The following is an 18,027-nucleotide window of genomic DNA, read 5'->3' as shown; positions in this document are numbered from 1 at the left end:
GGCGATCACCGCACTCCGGTATGCCGGTACACGCGGCTCAGGGCGAGCAGGCCGACTGCGGCGGCGGCCATCATGTAGAAGCTCGGCGCGAGTTTGCTGCCCGTCGCATTGATCAGCCACGTCAGGATGAACGGCGCAAAGCCGCCGAAGCACGTCACCGACAGGTTGTACGACAGCGACAAGCCCGTCGTGCGCGTCTTCACCGGGAAGATCTCGGACGCCAGCGCCGGCAACGGCGCGAAGTACATCGTCATGAGCACGCCGAGCAGGGTCTGCAGCGCCAGCATCACGCCGAAGCCGGGGTACGTCGAGAGCAGCCAGAACATCGGCCAGATCAGCACCAGCAGCGCGGCGGCTGCGATCATCATCGGCTTGACACGTCCCACGCGGTCCGACCACGCGCCGACGAGCGGCGACAGGAGCATCTGCACGATGCCGGTCGCCACCGTCGCCGCGAACGCCACCGACGCCGGCAGGCCAAGCTGCTTGATCGCATACGTCGGCATGTAGAGCACGAGGTACGTCGAGACGGTCGCCACGACCACTACCCCCACGGCCAGCAGCAAACGGACTTTCTGCTGACCAAGCGTGTCGCGCAACGGTGTCTGCGTCGGTTCGGCCTCCAGGAACTCGGGCGTCTCGCTCACGTGGCGGCGGATGTAATACGCCACCGGACCGATCAGCAAGCCGAACAGGAACGGCACGCGCCAGCCCCAGCTCTGCATCTGTTCGGGCGAGAGCGCACCGGTGAGCACCGCGCCGAAGCCCGCGGCGAGCAGTGTCGTCAGGCCCTGGCTCGCGACCTGGAAGCTCGCGAAGAAGCCGCGCCGGCGCGGCGCATGCTCGGCCAGAAACGCCGTCGCGCTGCCGAACTCGCCGCCGGCCGAGAAGCCCTGGATCATCCGCGCGAGCACGATGCCCATCGGCGCGAGCACGCCGATCGAGGCGTAGGTCGGCAGGAAGGCGATGATTGCCGTACCCGCCATCATCAGCACGATCGTGAGCGTGAGCGCTTCGCGGCGGCCCCGGCGGTCCGCATAGACGCCGATCACGATGGCACCCAGCGGCCGCATGAAGAACGATACGCCGAAAGTGCCGAGCGTGAGCAGCAGCGAGGTGGTGTCGTCGTGCGCGGGGAAGAACAGCTTCGCGATCGTGACGGCGAAAAAGCCGTACACGACGAGATCGAACCATTCGAGCGCGTTGCCGATGGACGCGGATATCACCGCGCGCCAGGTGTGAGAGGTATCGTCGCGGCCGACGCGGGCGCCGGCGGCAGTGGCTGTGCTCATGCTCATGTTGTCTCCTGTCGTTTTCGTGCGCCCTGCATGCAGTCGCGCAGGGCATGCGCTCCGTTGATTCGGATGCCGGTCCGGCGCGACACGCGCGACACGCGCGACCGACGTGCCGGCCGTGCCGGCTGCGCCGGCGCAGCCGTTCAGCTTTTCGTCAGTACCTGCGCGATGGCACGCGCCACGGTGTCGACGTTGCGCGTGTTCAGACCCGCGACGCACATGCGTCCCGAGCGCAGCACGTAGACGCCGTGCGTCTCGCGCAACGCGTCCGCCTGCGCGGCAGACAAACCCGTGTACGTGAACATGCCGCGCTGCCCGATATAGCGCGCCGCCGCGTCATCGCTCAGGTGTGGGGCAAGGCGCGCGTGAATCTCGGCGCGCATCGTGGCGATGCGCTCTCGCATGCCGCCGAGCTCCTCCTCCCAGGCGCGACGCAGGGCCGGCGTGCCGAGCACCCGGGCGACGAGCCGCGCCCCGTGCGTCGGCGGATTGCTGTAGTTCGCCCGCACCGTGCCGGTGAGTTGCCCGAACACGCGCGAGGCCTCGTCGGCCGAGGCGCACACGACCGACAGCGCGCCGCATCGCTCGCCGTACAGCGAGAAGTTCTTCGAGAACGAGTTGGCGACCACGGTCGGCACGCCGGCGTCGGCCAGCGTGCGCACGGCGAAGGCGTCCGCCTCCAGTCCGTCCCCGAAGCCCTGATAGGCCATGTCCACGAACGCGATCACGCCGCGCTCGCGCAGTACCGGCGCGAGCGTTTGCCATTGCGCCTGCGTGAGATCCACGCCCGTGGGGTTGTGGCAGCACGCGTGGAGCAGCACGATGCTGTGCCGCGGCAGGGCAGCCAGCGTCTCGAGCATGGCGTCGAAACGCAGCCCGCCGGTGGTGTCGTCGTAGTACGGATACGCCTGCACCGGAAAGCCCGCACTCTCGAATACCACGCGATGGTTGTCCCAGCTCGGGTCGCTGATCCACACGGTGCTGTCGGGGAAGTAGCGCTTCAGGAAGTCGGCGCCGACGCGCAGCGCCCCGCCGCCGCCGAGCGTCTGCAGGGTGGCGATGCGTGCCTCGCGACGCGCGGCGCGGTCCTCGCCGAAGACGAGCGCCTGCACGGCGTCGCGGTAGGCCGGCGTGCCGGCCATCGGCAGATAGGGACGCGGGGCAATGTCCGAGAGAGCGGCCGCTTCGGCCTCGCGCACGGCGCGCATGACCGGCAGACGGCCGTCGTCGTCGACATAGAGGCCAATCGACAGGTTGACCTTGTGCGCGCGCGGGTCGCGGCCGAACGCTTCGTTCAGGCCGAGAATGGGGTCGCCGGGATAGGCGTCGATATGGGAGAACATGGGCGGTCTCGCTTGGTCTCGAATCACGGAAGTCAGGGAAGTCAGGGAAGTCGGGAAACTCGGGGAATTTTGGAAACCGATTGTGTGCGACGGCCCTTTGCGGAACAATCAATCGATTCTGGTCCATTCATAAGCGAAACTTGATAATCGGCCCGCCATGCCCCTGACCCGCGTCACACTGCGCCAGTTCGAAGCCCTGGTCGCCATCGCCGAGTTGCACAGCTTCGCCGACGCGGGCAAGCGCCTCGGCCTCACGTCATCGGCCGTGAGCCAGCTCGTGGCCGAGCTCGAGTCGGTGATCGGTTTTCGCATCTTCGATCGCACTACGCGCCGCGTGGCGCTGTCGAGCGCGGGGCGCGACTTCCTCGCGTCGGCCGAGTCGGTGCTGCGGCACGTGCAGGCGGCGGAGAAGACGGCCGACGACCTGCGCAACCGGGCGGCCGGGATCGTGCGCGTGGGCGCACCGCTGGTGCTGGCGAGCATGGCGCTGCCGGCCGCGATTCGCGCGTATGCGGCATTGCGGCCGAAGGTGGTGGTGCGCGTGGTCGACACGCCCGTCGACGCGCTCGTCGATCACGTGGGCAGCGGCGACCTCGATCTCGCCATCGGACCGAATCGCGCGACCGGCGCCCACGTCGCGGGCGAGCCGGCGTTCGACAGCCCGTGGGTGCTGTGGTGTGCGCCGGAGCATGCGCTGGCGCGCCGCCGCAAGGTGCGCTGGGAGGAGCTGCGCGACACGCCGCTCGTCGCCGCGGGTCGGGACCACGAGCGCAGCGTCGCGCAGATGCGCCTGTCGGCGCCGCCGGACGCACGCATCACGCCCATCGACGTGGTCGACAACGTGACGACCGCGCTTGGCGTGGCGGCGCAGGGCCTGGCCGCCACGCTCACGCCGGGTTACGTGGCGGCGCTCGCCCATCCGTTCGGACTGGTGATGCGGCGCGTCGTGTCGCCCGAGACGATCCGGCAGGTCTGCGTGTACCGACCGCTGGCACGCGCGGCTTCGCCGGCGGCCGAAGGGTTCGCACAATTCCTGCTCGAATGGCTGCCGCAATGGAATGCGCGGATGATGACGGCGTCGCGCGCGTGAGGGTTTGCACGAGCTCGCCCGGACGGATTCCGATAATTCAAATTACGTTAAGCAAGCCGAATCGATTATTAAAATAACCGGCTGTCTTTTCGGGAGGAAATCCCGGTGAAATCTCCGCTCGTGGCGCTGTCGTTTATGCCACGATTGGTCTAGTGTTTACCTGACCTTGCGGAGCATTACACGGCATTGGTGTTTCGCACTGCTTTCGATGTGTCCCCTTGTCTCCTTCCCCCATGGAGGTAACGTGACCCGCGCCAAACAAGCTTCTTTGCCGCATCGCCGGCCGCTGACGATTGCCATCTCCCTCGCCTTTTTGCATGCCGGCGCCGTGCGCGCGCAGATTTATCCGGCCGCGACGATCCCCTCCGGCAGCAACCTCGATTACGAGCAGTATTACGACGGGAGCGTCGTTGCGAGCGGCACGATCGAAGGTTCGGTGACGATTCATCCGACGGGCACGTACCCGGCGCAGCTGGGCGGCGCCGGCGTGTCGGTGTTCAGGGGCGCGACAGTGACGATGAACCCGAATCTCGGCGTGCCTGGGCCGATCGTCATCACCTCGGACTATCGGGCAGGTGCACCGAATGACGCGTTGTACATCGCGTATGGCACCGTCAACATCGTGGCGAGTTCGGCCGGTGTGCGACTCGTCGGCAACGGTCCGTCGGTGCATGGCGTGTATATGCCCGAAGCGACGGGCGGCCCGTCGCTGCTCACCGGCGCGAACGTGAGCATCGAGACCAACGGCCTTGCCGCCGACGGCATGCGGCCGTATGGCGCGCGATCGACCATCGATCTGCGCGACACCGCCATCACGGTGAATGGGCAGGATAGCTGGGGCGTGCGTTCCTGGGGCGGCAGCAGCATCACCCTCACGGACTCGTCGATCACCACAAAGGGCGCGCTCGGCACGGGCGCCGGCGCGAGCGCCGGGGGCGTGCGGGTCTACAACGGCTCCGTGGCCACCATCAACGGCAATTCGACGATCACGACTGCCGTGGACGGTAACCTCGGCCTCAACGTCGAGGCCGGCGGCACGCTCAACACGAATACCGATCCCGCAACGCCCGGCACGGTCACGGTCAGCACGAGCGGCGCGGGCAGCCACGCGGTGCGCATCGGTACGGCGAGCGCCAATCTGAATCGGCTCAGCGTGTCGACCACGCAGAGCGCCACCTATGGATTGACCGCGAGCGGCACGTCGAACGTTAGGGGCTCGCAGGTCGACGTGAGCACGCGCGGCGCGTCCTCCTACGGTATATGGATTTCCGGCAGCACGACGGCCACGCTTGCCACCGGCTCGATCACTACGCAAGGACAGTCGGCGCATGGCCTGCTCGCGGGCAGCGGGGCGGCCACGGTGAACCTGTCGGACTTCGCGATCGCCACGCACGGCACGCAGGGATATGGCATCTACGGCTGGACGGGAAGCACCACGAACTTTGCCGGCGGCAGCATCACGACCGATCAGGCAAGTACTTACGGCGTCTACGCAAACGCGGGAATGGTGAACCTGCTGCGCAGCAGCGCGACTGGCGCAGGCACTTCGGTCACGACGAGCGGGACCAACGCCTACGCCGTGCGTATCCAGAACGGCGGCCAGTTCAATGCGACCGGTGCGACGCTGCGTGCGACCGGGGCGGGCACGGCGGCCATTGTGTTCGACGCACCGCAGACGATCACCGGCTTGCAGGCGTCGGCTCCTACGCCGGCATTGCCGACGTTGCCTGCCACAACGCCCTTGATGGCGTCCACCGAGCCACCGCCGCCGCTGGCCATCGTCACGCCCACGCCGGCGGCGCCGACCGAGCTCGGCAGCGATGTCGCCGCGCCGGCTGCGGGGGGCGTCGGGGCGCGCGCGGGCGTGGCGGCGCCCCCGCGCGCCGGCGGTTACAACCTGAGCCTGCAGGACACGACCGTCACCTCCGATAGTGGCGTGGCGCTATGGGCTTTCGGGGGCGTTGCCAACGTCAGCGTCGTCAACAGCACACTGAGCGGCGGGGGCGGTGCCATCAACGCGACAACGCGCTCCGGGCTCGGCGCGACGCTCAACCTCGATGCCAGCAACGCTACGCTGACCGGGCGGATATATACGGATGCCACCAGCACGTCGGTCGTCAATCTGACTCGCAACAGCGTGTGGCACGTAATGGCGAGCTCCAACGTGACGGAGCTTACCAATACCGACAGTCTGATCGATTTTCCGGTGACGGCACTGCTTGACTCGGCGCCGACCAGCCAGGGGTCGTATCGCAGCGTGGCGATCGACAACGGTTACGTGGGCACCGGCGGTACGGTTACGCTCAACACCTACCTGAATGAAGGGGGCGCGCTCTCGAATCAATACAGCGACCGCTTGCTGATCCGCGGGGCGGCGAGCGGGACCACGTTGCTGCAAATCCGGCCGAGCGCAGGCAGCCCGGGACGGCTCACCTCGCCCAGCGGCGTGATCACCAACGACGAGGGGATATCCGTGGTGCAGGTGGCCGGCGCGTCGACAGTCGGCGCGTTCAGCCTGGCGGGCGGATATGTCGTGGCGCCCGATTCGCCATACGAGTACCGGCTATACGCCTATGGTCCGGGCTCGGTGCACGGCACGGCCGAAGCCTCGCAGAACCTCGTGAGCACGGGGGCGGGCCATTGGGACTATCGCTTGCAAAGCGCGTATGTGACGCCGGGCGGGGAGGTCGATCCGGAAGCGCCGGGCGATCCCGGCGGCGAAGTGGACGATCCGGTGCCGCCGGACGCTCGTCGCGAGGTCGCACCGCAGGTAGCGTCGTATCTGAGCGCACCGGTGGCGTTCCTGCACGCAGGATTGATGGACCTGGACTCGCTGCACCGGCGCCTGGGCGAGGTGCGCGACGATCGCGAACTCGGGCGCGATCGTGGACCGGGCGAGATGTTCATGCGCGCTTACGGGGGCAACTTCAAATACCGGTCGAATCAGAGCTTTCAGGCGTTCGGCTACGACATCAGCGGCGACTACGGCGCGATTCAGGTCGGCGGAAATCTGTTCAGGCAAGTCGACGATGACGGCACGTGGCGCTTCGGCGCTGCCGGGTCGATGGGCTGGCTGCACTATGAGCCCGTGGCCATCGATGGACCGAGCGCCACGCGCGCGAGCATCTACCGTTTGTACGGTTTCGGAACTTACCAGAGTCAGCAGGGCTGGTACGTGGACGGCATCGTGTCCGTTGGCTGGTTCAACGGGCGTACCACGACCGACGCGCGAGGCGAGGTCGCGCCCTTGCGGGGCACCAGCTATGCGGCCTCCGCCGAGGCGGGCTACCCGCTGGCGCTCTCCTACGGCCTGAACCTCGAACCGCAATTGCAGTTCGTCGGCCAACATCTCGCGTTTCGCAACATGACCGACGGCGACGGTCTGGCAGTCAACATCGGCTCGCAAAACCAGCTTACCGGACGCCTCGGCGTGCGGCTGACGCGGCCCGTCGAGGTCAGCACCGGCCGCGTAACGCCATACGCGGGATTCGACATCGTTCACGCGTTCGCGGGCGGCACCGGCGTGCAGGTCGGAGACGCGATGTTCCAGACGGGACGGTACGGCGACGCGATGCTGTTCTCGCTGGGCGTGAACGGCACGCCGTCGCGCAACTTCTCGATGCACGGCCGGGTGTCTTACCAAAAGAGCTTCGGCACCGGAGGGGTGCGCGGCGTGCTCGTGAACTTCGGCGCGAAGTACGTTTTCTGAACCTCGCGCCGGCAGCGCAGGGCGCTATGCCGCCACGCCCGGCTGAGACGGTTGTATGGCACCGCCACGGCATGGCCGCCTAGCGGTTTCTGGTTTCGGTGCGCGTCGCGAGCGTCGCGAGATCCTCGTTCAACTGGGCGCGCAGGGTGGCAATGGCCGCCGCCGTGTCGGCCGGCTTCAGTTCCTCGCGGGCGATGGCGTCGCGCAGATGGCGGCGCACGAGCGGGTCGCGCGCCTGCGTCAGCGTTTCGCGGTAGAAGGGCAAGACGTTCTCCGGATGGCCGCCGACGCGATACAGATGCGCGATTTCGTCGATGACGCGCAAGGCGCCGAACGCGGGGCTCCCCACGCCCACCACGCCCGCCGGCGCGCCGAAGCCATGCGCGGCGCCCACGTGTGGCGCGGTCCAGGGCGGTGAAGGCAGCGGGGCCGGTGGGGGCGGCATGTCGCTCTGGGCGCGCGCGGCAGACGGCGGGCCGTCGGCCGCCGTCGCCGGGGGCAGGCATGCCGCGGTCAATGACAGCATGAGCGCGAGCGACATCAGTGTCTGGCGCTTCGTGATCGTATTCATATGGACTCCGTAATAAACGCGTTTCCCGGAAGGTCGAACGCATGGACGCAAGCCTACCGTCTTGCGATGCGGGCACCCGCACGCGGTAACCGCGTGTAAGGCGGGGCGGGGATTCGCCGGCGGGCGGGTCGCAGGCTTCGGGGCCGTGGCGAAGATTTTCGAAGCGGCGCTCGCCGCGTGAGTCCCGCGCTCGCGTGGGACGGCCCGGGTTCGGTCATTGAAACGACCTGGCGAGCGCGCGCCGCATGTGTCGCGATGACGCCGCCTCTGTGCGGCGGTGAGCCGCCCGGTGACGCCGCCGAAGCCGGCGCAGCCTTGACCGGCGGGCGTTCCGGGTACGCGGCGCCGTGCTGAAAGCTCGCGCGAAAGTGCCTATACTGATCCGGTCCGACTGCGCATGCCGCTTGCGGCGGCCTTCCCGGCCCCCATGGGCACGCGCAGGCATTTCCCCTTCTCTTGATGGAGCAATTTCCGTGTCGAACAGTCAATGGATCCGTGTCGAAACCGTGGACGGCGCCTTCGATGCCTATCTGGCGTTGCCGCCTGCGGGCAAGACGGCCAGTTCTCCCGGCGTCGTACTCGTGCAGGAAATCTTCGGCGTGAACGAGCACATTCGTGGCGTGGCCGACCAATATGCACTGGACGGCTACGTCGTTCTCGCACCGGACGTCTTCTGGCGTGCCGCACCGCGCGTCGAACTCGGCTACTCGGGCGACGATCTCGCTCGCGCGATGGAACTGCGCAAGTCGGTTGACGTCGAGAAGGCCGTGAAGGATATCGAAGCGACGACCCGGACGCTGCGCGCTCAGCTCGCCGACGGCGCGAAGGTTGCCGCCGTCGGCTATTGCTTCGGCGGCCTGCTGTCGTATCTGAGCGCGGCGCGCGGTCTCGTCGACGCCGCGGTGCCGTACTACGGCGGTGGCATTCACAACCACCTGGACGAAGCGGCGAATCTGAAAGTGCCCGTGCAATTCCACTATGGCGCGCTCGACACCCACATCACGCCGGACATCGTGAGCGCGGTCGGCGAAGCGGTGAAGACGCGCCCGAACACCGAGCTGTACGTCTATCCGGGCGCGGATCACGGCTTCAATTGCTGGGCGCGCGGCGCCTACCATCAGCCCGCGGCGGCGCTCGCGCATGGCCGCACGCTCGAGTTCCTCTCGAAGTGGCTGTCTCGCTGACCCGGCGAGCGCCGCGGCCGTTCGCCGTCATCGCGCCGCACCGGCGGCAAACGGCTGACCGCAAGGCGCGCTGCCGCTGCCGCTTGCCGTAAACGACGAAAGCCCGCTTCGGCGGGCTTCGTCGTTTTTATTGTCAGCATGCTCGGCCCGCGCCCGCCGGGGGCGTCGGCTAAAAAAGCCCGTCGCCGAAGCGACGGGCAAGGTCCTGTGCGTTGAACCGCTACGCACAGCGACAGGAGCCTTGGGCCACAAGCGAGCGAGGGCCGCAGAATCTCGCGAAAGCGCCGGCGTCTACACGCGCCGGCACGTCGTTATGCGCAGAACGCGTCGCGCCGCCGCCTCGCAACGAGGCGCACGGCGCGGCGGTGACATTACGAGCCGAAGTAGGTCGTGCCGGCGCGTTGTGCGGCGCCGACCGAGCCCATCGTGACGGGGGCGGCGGCCGATGCGGGCTGGGCGCTCGGCGCAGCCTTCGGGTAGACGGTGTCGTGCTGCACCACGAGACCGGCGCGCTGGGCCTGGATCAGTTCGTCACGCACCTGGGCGCGGCTCAGGGCGCTGGTTTGCGGCACCCACGAAAATTCGGACGGGCCGTCGAACGCGTCGCTGGCGAAAGCCGAACCGGCCGACACGGCCAGCATGGCGCAAACGAGGGCAGAGGCAATAAGGGGGCGCTTCATGGTATTTCTCCTGTCATTTGAAGGGGGCGATGCTCAATGCATCGTCGACAGTCACAGTCTATTGATGCGCGTATTGGTGATAAAGGCGAGTTTTGACAAGCAATTATTGTGTAATCGAGAATAATTGAGTGACGTCTGCGGAGGTTCCGATGCTTTATCTGTGGATCAAGGCCGTACATCTGATCTCGGTCGTCATCTTCATTGCCGGCATGGTGACGATGGCGCTGGGCGGACGCCTCGCGCAGCCGGAGTGGCGGCGCATCGCCCGGCGTGCGGACTATCGGCTCGCGTCGCCGGCGCTCATCGTGGTGTGGATCACCGGCCCGGTGCTGGCCGTGATGGCCCATTGGTGGAGCGCGCCCTGGCTCATGGCGAAGCTGGTCTTCGTGGTGGTCGTCTCCGCGCTGCACGGGCGGCTCTCGGCCACGTTGCGGCGCATGGAGCGGGACAGCGTTGTTCAGCCGGCGTCGCAGCCGAAGGCGCTTTTCGTGCGGGCCCTGCCAATCACGCTGCTGTCGATGGCCGTGGCCGTGGCGCTCGTGATCGTCAAGCCGTTCTGAGCGTGTGCCGGTTGCCCGGGCGCGTCGGCGAGCAGCGGGGCCGGTGAGGCGCCGGATGGGGGAGGAGGAGAAAGAGGAGAAAGGAGGGGCGATGAAAGGGGGACGGGCGCGGGGCCTGCGCGCGCCGCGGCTTGGAGCGGGCGCGTGCCCGATGTTACGCTCGGAGCGTCGCCAAGAACGAGGCCTGGTGCCGATGCCGATTACACGTGCGGTACCCCTGGACTTCCAGGGACATGACCGTCCCATCGGCGCGTTGGCGAAGGATTATCCGGATGGCTACGTCATCCGGCCGCACAGCCACCGGCGCGCGCAGTTGATGTACGCGTGCACCGGCATCCTCGAAGTGCGGACCGATGCGTCGTACTGGGTAATCCCGCCGCAACGCGCGTTGTGGATTCCGGGGGAGATCACGCATGAAGTGCGCATGCGGGGAAAAGTGGAAATGCGCACGGTCTACGTCGACGTGGCGCGCTGCGGCATGCCCGCACCCGACACGCCTGTCGTCATTCGCGTGTCTGCGCTGCTGCGCGAACTGATTCTGCGCGCCATGACGCTGCCGGTGAACTGGTCCGCCGACGGCAAGGACGGGCTCATCATGGCCTTGCTGCTCGAAGAGATGGAGTGGAAGAGCGAGTCGCCGTTTCATCTGCAGGTGCCGCGCGACGCGCGTCTGCGCAAGATCTTCGACGCCTATCTGAGTACGCCCGCCGATGGCCGCAGCCTGCAGGACTGGGCGGAGCAGGTCGGCGCGTCGAGCCGCACGCTCGAGCGTCGCTTCATGACGGAATTCGGCTTGCCGTTTCGCGAGTGGCGCCAGCAGATGCGATTGCTCGGCGCGCTGCCGCTGCTCGGCGCCGGGCGCCCCATCACGCAGGTCGCGCTTGAAGTCGGTTACGACACGCCGAGCGCGTTTTCCACCATGTTTCGCCGCTTCATGGGCGTGACGCCAAGCGAATACCTGTTGCGCGGCCGCGGCCCGGATTGAGCCAGTGCATGGCGTCCCACATGTCGTCGTAGACGGTCACGCCCTCGTCATAGAGCGGCGAGCGCTGGCGCCTCGAGCCAATGCCCACGAAGTCGATGCCGAGCTGGCGAGCCACCTTCAGGTCCCACACCCCGTCGCCGATGGAGACGATCGCACGCGGTTTGGTGATGCCATAGCCGAGCTGCGCGCGCTTGATCGCCTCGGCGACGAGCTGTTCGCGCGAACTGTATTCGGACGCCGTGACCAGCATGGCGTCGGTGTAGTCGATGGCCACGCAGCGCAGCTTGCGATGACTTACCTGCCGGATGCCGCCCGTGGCGAACACCACGCCCCAGCGCGAACGGTGCGCCGCCTCGACGAAGGCGCGCGCGCCCGGAATCTCGGCCAGCCCGTGGGCGTTGAGCAGCGCGGTGAAGCGCTCGTCGATCTCGTGCTCGAAGCGCGCCAGATCGTGCGGTTGGGGCAGCGCCCGGCCGTGTTCGACGTGCGCCTGGATCAGAATGCCGGTGTCGGTGTGATGCGGATAGCTGCCCCAGTCGGTGCTCAGATCGCCGAACTCCAGCGACTGCATGGCGCCGAGCAGCGCGCGCTGGTGGATGCGCACGGAATCGGTCAGCGTGCCGTCGACGTCGAGAACCAGAATGCTGTCTTTTTCGAAGCTCGCCTGCATGGCTGAAGAGGGGTTCCTGCGGTCACTGGAGGGGGTCGCGCCAAAGTCTCGGGTGTTTCGGAGTGTACGAACTCGGCGCGTCAAAAAAAACGCGGCGGATGACACCCGATACGCCGTTTGCGACATGCAGGACTACGTTATTTGATAGCTTGACGTGCATCAAGAGGGTGACCCTGCCGGCTTGCGAGTCTGACCGGCGTTCGCTACACCACCGCGCCGCGCAGGCTCGGCGGCGCTTCGCGCAGCAGCGACGCGAGCCGCCGCAGGCCGCTCGCGAGCCGCTCGGGCTCCTTCACGCCGCCCAGCGAGATGCGGATGGCGTTGGGGGCGTCGGGCGCCAGGCAGAAGGCGTCGGCCGGGGTCACCGCGAGGCCCTCGGCGCGTGCGGCCATCGTCAGCTCGCGCGCCGTCCATGGCGCCGGCAGCGGCTGCCACAGATGAATGCCCTGCGCGATCGCTTCGTTCGTTCCCTTCGTTTCCCTTGTTTGCTTTGCCTCCTTCGCGATTCGCCCGCCGCCCAGAATGCCGGCCGCGATCGCCTGACGCTGCGCCGCCGCGGCGCTTACACCGGCCAGAATGCGCTCGGCCATGCCGTTGTGAATCCACTGCGTGGCGAGCCCCGTCATGAGCGGCGGCGCCATCAGCGCGAATGCGCGCAGCGCCGTGAGAAAGGCGTCGCGCCGGCTGGCGTCGGCCAGGCGGACGTAGGCCGTGCGCAGGCCCGGCGTGAGGCACTTGGACAGTGTGGCGACGTAATGCACACGGTGCGGCGCGAGACGCGCAAGCGGCGGGGGCGCGTTGCGCGCGAGGCGCCAGTAGGGATCGTCCTCGATGAACGTGAGGTCGAGGGTTTCGGCAAGCTCGAGCAGCTCGCGGCGGCGCTGCTCCGGCATGGTGCGCGTCGTCGGGTTCTGCAGCGTCGGATTCAGATAGACGAGCCGTGCGCCGTGTTCGCGCGCGCGGGCGGCGAGGGCGTCGGGCAGCATGCCCTCGCCGTCGGTCGCCACGGCCTCGAGATGGCGCCCGAGCGTGCGCGCCGCACTGCGCAGTCCCGGGTAGACGATCGGCTCGCACAGCACCGTGTCGTCGCGCGCCGTGTCCGCGAGCAACAGAGCCGCCAGCGTGGCCTGCGCGCCGGGGCATACGAGTATCTCGGAAGGCTCGATCGAACCGAGCATCGGCGCGAGCCACAACGCGCCGGCCTGCCGGTCGGCCATTCCGCCGTCGCCCAACTGATACGCCATGAGCCGCGAGGCGTCGGTATGCCGGAGCACTTCGTCGACGCCCTGCCGCAGCAGCTCGCCCAGGAAAATGTCAGCGGGCGCGGGCGGAATGTTCATCCCCAGATCGAGGACCTGGTCGAGCGCCACGCGCGGCGTACTGACGAACGTGCCGAGCGGGCCCCGGCCTTCGATCGCATGACGCTCGCGCGCCCGGTTGTAGGCCCGCGTGACCGTCGTGAAGTCGATGCCGAGCCACGAAGCGAGCTCGCGCTGCGCGGGCAGGCGGTCGCCGGGACGCAGCCGGCCGTCCGCCACGGACTGCTCGATGAAGCTTGCCAGCCGCAGATACCGCGGACCTTTGCCGGTGGCGAGTGCGGGCTTCCAGAAGGTGGCACGCAGGGTGTCGTGGAAGGCGTCCATGGGAAATGTGGCGGTATGTATGGATATTTTGCCGACGAAGGCGTGATTTGCTGAGTGTAATTTGCATACATGAGGGTGGCAACCGCGAAAATGCGTGGCACCGGCGCCCGTCGCGCCGCTCCTCGCGCCGCAGGGCTGAGCGTGATCGACGGGGTGACGCGACGGAGCGGCGGAACCGCACTCGCATGGACCCAGCGGCAATCAACGACTTACGGGGCGAAATCGCGCGCGAAAGCGTTGACACTTGCATTGACGCCATGTATAGTCGCAGGCTCCGGTTTTTCCGGCGGTATGCCCGTGCCCAATGCAAAAGGCTTTTGCATCAAGCGTTTAGATGCGGACAAACCGCGGGTTTGGCTGGAGAGTACGCAGTAAAGTCGCATGGCGGTCCGCCTTGACTGCCACGCTTTTGACACATTTAGGAAATCACAATGCCAACGATTAACCAATTGGTCCGCAAGCCGCGCACCTCTGCTCAAATCAAGAGCAAGAGCCCGGCCCTGCAGGACTGCCCGCAGCGTCGCGGCGTGTGCACCCGTGTGTACACCACGACGCCGAAGAAGCCGAACTCCGCTCTGCGTAAGGTCGCCAAGGTGCGCCTGACGAACGGTTTCGAAGTCATTTCGTACATCGGTGGTGAAGGCCACAACCTGCAGGAACACTCGGTCGTGCTGATCCGCGGCGGTCGTGTGAAGGACTTGCCGGGTGTGCGTTACCACATGGTGCGCGGCAGCCTCGACACGCAAGGCGTCAAGGACCGTAAGCAGGCCCGTTCGAAGTACGGCGCGAAGCGTCCGAAGGCCTGAGCGGCTGAGCGGATATACGTTCGGTGATGGTGTTCATCGTCACTGAGTAAGTGGTCACTCGGCCGAGAAGCGGCTAGTAGGTGGCCTGGAGCCTGGCTCCAACTGAATTTATTAAGGAAGAAATCATGCCGCGTCGTCGCGAAGTCCCCAAGCGCGAAGTGTTGCCCGATCCGAAGTTCGGCAACGTTGATGTCGCTAAATTCATGAACGTGCTCATGCTTGCCGGCAAGAAGTCGGTGGCCGAGCGCATCGTTTATGGTGCTTTCGAGCAGATCCAAACCAAGGCGGGCAAGGATCCGCTGGAAGTCTTCAACACCGCTCTCGGCAACGTGAAGCCGGTCGTTGAAGTCAAAAGCCGCCGTGTTGGCGGTGCAAACTATCAAGTTCCGGTCGAAGTGCGTCCGTCGCGTCGTATGGCATTGGCGATGCGTTGGTTGCGTGAGGCCGCGAAAAAGCGTAGCGAGAAGTCGATGGCCCTGCGTCTCGCAGGCGAGCTGATCGAAGCCTCGGAAGGCCGTGGCGGCGCCATGAAGAAGCGTGACGAAGTTCACCGCATGGCCGAAGCCAACAAGGCATTCTCGCACTTCCGCTTCTGACGCAGGCAGGCAGTACCTAAAGCAGAAACCGGGGCGGGTGCGCATGAAAAATTGCGCCTCGCCCGTTTGTGTTAGTAGCCCCCTCAAAAATGGCGGCTACATTGAAAGAGGCTTAAAGTGGCTCGTACAACCCCTATCGAGCGCTACCGCAACATCGGTATCAGCGCTCACATCGACGCCGGCAAGACCACGACGACCGAGCGCATTCTGTTCTACACCGGTGTGAACCACAAGATCGGTGAAGTGCATGATGGCGCCGCGACGATGGACTGGATGGAGCAGGAGCAGGAGCGCGGCATCACGATCACGTCGGCCGCCACGACCTGCTTCTGGTCCGGCATGGCCAACAACTATCAAAAGCACCGCATCAACATCATCGACACCCCGGGTCACGTCGACTTCACGATTGAAGTCGAGCGTTCGATGCGTGTTCTCGATGGCGCGTGCATGGTCTACTGTGCCGTGGGCGGCGTGCAGCCGCAGTCCGAAACCGTGTGGCGTCAGGCCAACAAGTACGGCGTGCCGCGTCTGGCGTTCGTCAACAAGATGGACCGCACCGGCGCGAACTTCTTCAAGGTCTACGACCAGCTCAAGACGCGCCTGAAGGCTAACCCGGTGCCGGTGGTGGTGCCGATCGGCGCCGAGGAAAACTTCAAGGGCGTGGTCGACCTCATCAAGATGAAGGCGATCATCTGGGACGAGGCAACGCAAGGCATGAAGTTCGACTACGTCGACATTCCGGCCGAGCTGCAGGCCGACGCCCAGAAGTGGCGCGAGAGCATGGTCGAAGCCGCTGCCGAGTCGAGCGAAGAGATGATGAACAAGTACCTCGAGGAGGGCGACCTCACCGAGGCTGAAATCATCCAGGGTCTGCGCACGCGTACCATCGCCTGCGAAATCCAGCCGATGCTGTGCGGTACCGCGTTCAAGAACAAGGGTGTGCAGCGCATGCTGGACGCCGTGATCGACTTCCTGCCGTCGCCGGTCGACATTCCGCCGGTCAAGGGTACGGACGAGAAGGAACAGCCGGCCGAGCGCAAGGCCTCGGACGACGAGAAGTTCTCGTCGCTGGCGTTCAAGATCATGACGGACCCGTTCGTCGGTCAGCTGATCTTCTTCCGCGTCTACTCGGGCGTCGTGAACAAGGGCGACACGCTGCTGAACTCGGTCAAGGGCAAGAAGGAACGCCTGGGCCGTATCGTGCAGATGCACGCCAACCAGCGTGAAGAAATCGACGAAGTGCGCGCCGGTGACATCGCTGCCGCCGTGGGCCTGAAGGACGCCACGACGGGCGATACGCTGTGCGATCCGTCGGCGCCGATCGTGCTCGAGCGCATGGTGTTCCCGGAGCCGGTGATCTCGCAGGCCGTCGAGCCGAAGACCAAGGCCGACCAGGAGAAGATGGGCCTCGCCCTGAACCGCCTGGCGCAGGAAGATCCGTCGTTCCGCGTGCGCACCGATGAAGAGTCGGGCCAGACCATCATTTCGGGCATGGGCGAGCTCCACCTCGAAATTCTGGTCGATCGCATGAAGCGCGAATTCGGCGTGGAAGCCAACATCGGCGCACCGCAAGTTGCTTACCGCGAAACCATTCGCAAGTCGGCAGCGGACGTCGAAGGCAAGTTCGTCAAGCAGTCGGGCGGTCGCGGCCAGTACGGTCACGCTGTCATTACGCTTGAGCCGAGCGAGCAGGGCGCGGGCTACAAGTTCATCGACGAGATCAAGGGTGGCGTGATCCCGCGCGAATACATTCCGGCCGTCGACAAGGGTATTCAGGACACCCTCGCGACCGGTGTGCTCGCCGGCTTCCCGGTGGTCGACGTCACGGTTCGCCTGACGTTCGGTTCGTACCACGATGTGGACTCGAACGAAAACGCGTTCCGCATGGCCGGTTCGATGGCTTTCAAGGAAGCCATGCGCCGCGCCAACCCGGTCATCCTCGAGCCGATGATGGCCGTGGAAGTGGAAACGCCGGAAGACTACATGGGCAACGTGATGGGCGACCTGTCGAGCCGTCGCGGCATCGTGCAGGGCATGGACGACATGGTGGGCGGCGGCAAGATCGTGCGCGCCGAAGTGCCGCTGTCGGAAATGTTCGGCTACTCGACGTCGCTGCGTTCGCTGACCCAGGGCCGCGCCACGTACACGATGGAGTTCAAGCACTACGCTGAAGCTCCGAAGAACGTGAGCGAAGCCATCATCAGCTCGAAGAGCAAGTAATTTGACGGGTGTTCGCATCGCGCGATGCGCACACCCAACTCACTGTTAAATCGTCTATTCAGTATCTGAGGATTCGGAAATGGCAAAGGAAAAATTCGAGCGGACCAAGCCGCACGTGAACGTTGGCACCATCGGTCACGTTGACCATGGCAAGACCACCCTGACCGCCGCTATCGCAACGGTTCTGTCGTCGAAGTTCGGCGGCGAGGCGAAGAAGTACGACGAAATCGACGCGGCGCCGGAAGAAAAGGCACGCGGCATCACGATCAACACCGCGCACATCGAGTACGAGACGGCCAACCGCCACTACGCGCACGTTGACTGCCCGGGCCACGCCGACTACGTCAAGAACATGATTACGGGTGCTGCGCAGATGGACGGCGCCATCCTGGTTTGCTCGGCTGCTGACGGCCCGATGCCGCAAACGCGCGAGCACATTCTGCTGGCCCGTCAGGTTGGCGTGCCGTACATCATCGTGTTCCTGAACAAGTGCGACATGGTGGATGACGCCGAGCTGCTCGAGCTCGTGGAGATGGAAGTTCGCGAACTGCTGTCGAAGTACGACTTCCCGGGCGACGACCTGCCGATCATCAAGGGCTCGGCCAAGCTGGCGCTCGAGGGCGACAAGGGCGAGCTGGGCGAAGCCGCGATCATGGCGCTGGCCGAAGCGCTGGA

Annotated in this window: 15 protein-coding genes; 9 read left to right on the top strand and 6 right to left on the bottom strand. The window is 66.1% G+C overall.

Going from position 1 to position 18,027, the window contains the following annotated elements; genetic code table 11:
* Positions 1–5 precede the first annotated feature (5 nt).
* Positions 6–1,292, bottom strand: coding sequence for an MFS transporter (locus tag PNO31109_RS21245; protein ID WP_241014208.1), 1,287 nt, complete (start codon positions 1,290–1,292; stop codon positions 6–8).
* Positions 1,293–1,438: 146 nt separating this feature from the next.
* A complete protein-coding gene (locus PNO31109_RS21240) occupies positions 1,439–2,638 on the bottom strand; it encodes an amino acid aminotransferase (protein ID WP_150557431.1) in 1,200 nt (399 codons plus the stop codon).
* Positions 2,639–2,795: 157 nt separating this feature from the next.
* Here PNO31109_RS21240 and PNO31109_RS21235 point away from each other — a divergent pair, with 157 nt between their 5' ends.
* A complete protein-coding gene (locus PNO31109_RS21235; RefSeq protein ID WP_150557430.1) occupies positions 2,796–3,728 on the top strand; it encodes a LysR family transcriptional regulator in 933 nt (310 codons plus the stop codon).
* 244 nt (positions 3,729–3,972) lie between these two features.
* The gene (locus tag PNO31109_RS21230; protein WP_174966493.1) at positions 3,973–7,437 is read left to right on the top strand and encodes an autotransporter family protein; all 3,465 of its coding nucleotides are present in this window, start codon (positions 3,973–3,975) and stop codon (positions 7,435–7,437) included.
* 79 nt (positions 7,438–7,516) lie between these two features.
* On the opposite strand, the gene PNO31109_RS21225 is transcribed toward PNO31109_RS21230, so the two are convergent.
* Complete coding sequence (locus PNO31109_RS21225) at positions 7,517–8,008, bottom strand: hypothetical protein (RefSeq protein ID WP_150557428.1); 492 nt, start codon at positions 8,006–8,008, stop codon at positions 7,517–7,519.
* A gap of 473 nt (positions 8,009–8,481) precedes the next feature.
* Here PNO31109_RS21225 and PNO31109_RS21220 point away from each other — a divergent pair, with 473 nt between their 5' ends.
* Positions 8,482–9,192: a dienelactone hydrolase family protein gene (locus PNO31109_RS21220; protein ID WP_150557427.1), complete on the top strand. Its 711-nt coding sequence runs from the start codon at positions 8,482–8,484 to the stop codon at positions 9,190–9,192.
* 371 nt (positions 9,193–9,563) lie between these two features.
* Here PNO31109_RS21220 and PNO31109_RS21215 read toward each other — a convergent pair whose 3' ends face one another.
* A complete protein-coding gene (locus PNO31109_RS21215; protein WP_150557426.1) occupies positions 9,564–9,872 on the bottom strand; it encodes a DUF4148 domain-containing protein in 309 nt (102 codons plus the stop codon).
* A gap of 149 nt (positions 9,873–10,021) precedes the next feature.
* Between PNO31109_RS21215 and PNO31109_RS21210 the strand changes: the two genes are divergently transcribed.
* Together PNO31109_RS21210 and PNO31109_RS21205 are read left to right on the top strand one after the other, a co-directional pair.
* Entirely contained in the window at positions 10,022–10,432 is a 411-nt protein-coding gene (locus PNO31109_RS21210) for a CopD family protein (RefSeq protein ID WP_150557425.1), read from the top strand.
* Positions 10,433–10,625: 193 nt separating this feature from the next.
* Positions 10,626–11,417, top strand: coding sequence for an AraC family transcriptional regulator (locus PNO31109_RS21205; protein ID WP_241014210.1), 792 nt, complete (start codon positions 10,626–10,628; stop codon positions 11,415–11,417).
* On the opposite strand, the gene PNO31109_RS21200 is transcribed toward PNO31109_RS21205, so the two are convergent.
* On the bottom strand, positions 11,365–12,087 hold the full coding sequence (locus PNO31109_RS21200) for an HAD family hydrolase (protein ID WP_150557424.1): 723 nt from the start codon (positions 12,085–12,087) through the stop codon (positions 11,365–11,367). The two genes, PNO31109_RS21205 and PNO31109_RS21200, sit on opposite strands and share 53 nt — an antisense overlap.
* A 203-nt stretch (positions 12,088–12,290) precedes the next feature.
* Positions 12,291–13,730 (bottom strand): aminotransferase-like domain-containing protein, encoded by a 1,440-nt coding sequence (locus tag PNO31109_RS21195; protein ID WP_150557423.1) that lies wholly within the window; start codon positions 13,728–13,730, stop codon positions 12,291–12,293.
* Between the two features lie 431 nt (positions 13,731–14,161).
* Between PNO31109_RS21195 and rpsL the strand changes: the two genes are divergently transcribed.
* From rpsL to PNO31109_RS21175, 4 genes are all read left to right on the top strand, one after another.
* Complete coding sequence (gene rpsL / locus PNO31109_RS21190) at positions 14,162–14,536, top strand: 30S ribosomal protein S12 (protein ID WP_010804142.1); 375 nt, start codon at positions 14,162–14,164, stop codon at positions 14,534–14,536.
* A 125-nt stretch (positions 14,537–14,661) separates the two neighbouring features.
* Positions 14,662–15,132: a 30S ribosomal protein S7 gene (gene rpsG / locus PNO31109_RS21185; RefSeq protein WP_010804141.1), complete on the top strand. Its 471-nt coding sequence runs from the start codon at positions 14,662–14,664 to the stop codon at positions 15,130–15,132.
* A gap of 117 nt (positions 15,133–15,249) precedes the next feature.
* Positions 15,250–17,352 (top strand): elongation factor G, encoded by a 2,103-nt coding sequence (fusA, locus tag PNO31109_RS21180; RefSeq protein WP_150557422.1) that lies wholly within the window; start codon positions 15,250–15,252, stop codon positions 17,350–17,352.
* Positions 17,353–17,431: 79 nt separating this feature from the next.
* On the top strand, positions 17,432–18,027 hold a 596-nt coding region (locus PNO31109_RS21175), incomplete at its 3' end, for a GTP-binding protein (protein ID WP_150557421.1).

It is taken from the genome of Pandoraea nosoerga, assembly GCF_902459585.1.
GTDB classification, from domain to species: domain Bacteria; phylum Pseudomonadota; class Gammaproteobacteria; order Burkholderiales; family Burkholderiaceae; genus Pandoraea; species Pandoraea nosoerga.
The sequence above is the reverse complement of the archived record's forward strand: the minus strand, read 5'-3'. Positions and strand labels throughout refer to the sequence as shown.

Coding starts and splice junctions, on each gene's coding strand:
- PNO31109_RS21215 (WP_150557426.1), bottom strand. CDS start 9,872: ATGAAGCGCCCCCTTATTGCCTCTGCCCTCGTTTGCGCCATGCTGGCC.
- PNO31109_RS21225 (WP_150557428.1), bottom strand. CDS start 8,008: ATGAATACGATCACGAAGCGCCAGACACTGATGTCGCTCGCGCTCATG.
- rpsL (WP_010804142.1), top strand. CDS start 14,162: ATGCCAACGATTAACCAATTGGTCCGCAAGCCGCGCACCTCTGCTCAA.
- PNO31109_RS21245 (WP_241014208.1), bottom strand. CDS start 1,292: ATGAGCACAGCCACTGCCGCCGGCGCCCGCGTCGGCCGCGACGATACC.
- PNO31109_RS21195 (WP_150557423.1), bottom strand. CDS start 13,730: ATGGACGCCTTCCACGACACCCTGCGTGCCACCTTCTGGAAGCCCGCA.
- PNO31109_RS21205 (WP_241014210.1), top strand. CDS start 10,626: ATGCCGATTACACGTGCGGTACCCCTGGACTTCCAGGGACATGACCGT.
- PNO31109_RS21200 (WP_150557424.1), bottom strand. CDS start 12,087: ATGCAGGCGAGCTTCGAAAAAGACAGCATTCTGGTTCTCGACGTCGAC.
- PNO31109_RS21240 (WP_150557431.1), bottom strand. CDS start 2,638: ATGTTCTCCCATATCGACGCCTATCCCGGCGACCCCATTCTCGGCCTG.
- PNO31109_RS21210 (WP_150557425.1), top strand. CDS start 10,022: ATGCTTTATCTGTGGATCAAGGCCGTACATCTGATCTCGGTCGTCATC.
- rpsG (WP_010804141.1), top strand. CDS start 14,662: ATGCCGCGTCGTCGCGAAGTCCCCAAGCGCGAAGTGTTGCCCGATCCG.
- PNO31109_RS21235 (WP_150557430.1), top strand. CDS start 2,796: ATGCCCCTGACCCGCGTCACACTGCGCCAGTTCGAAGCCCTGGTCGCC.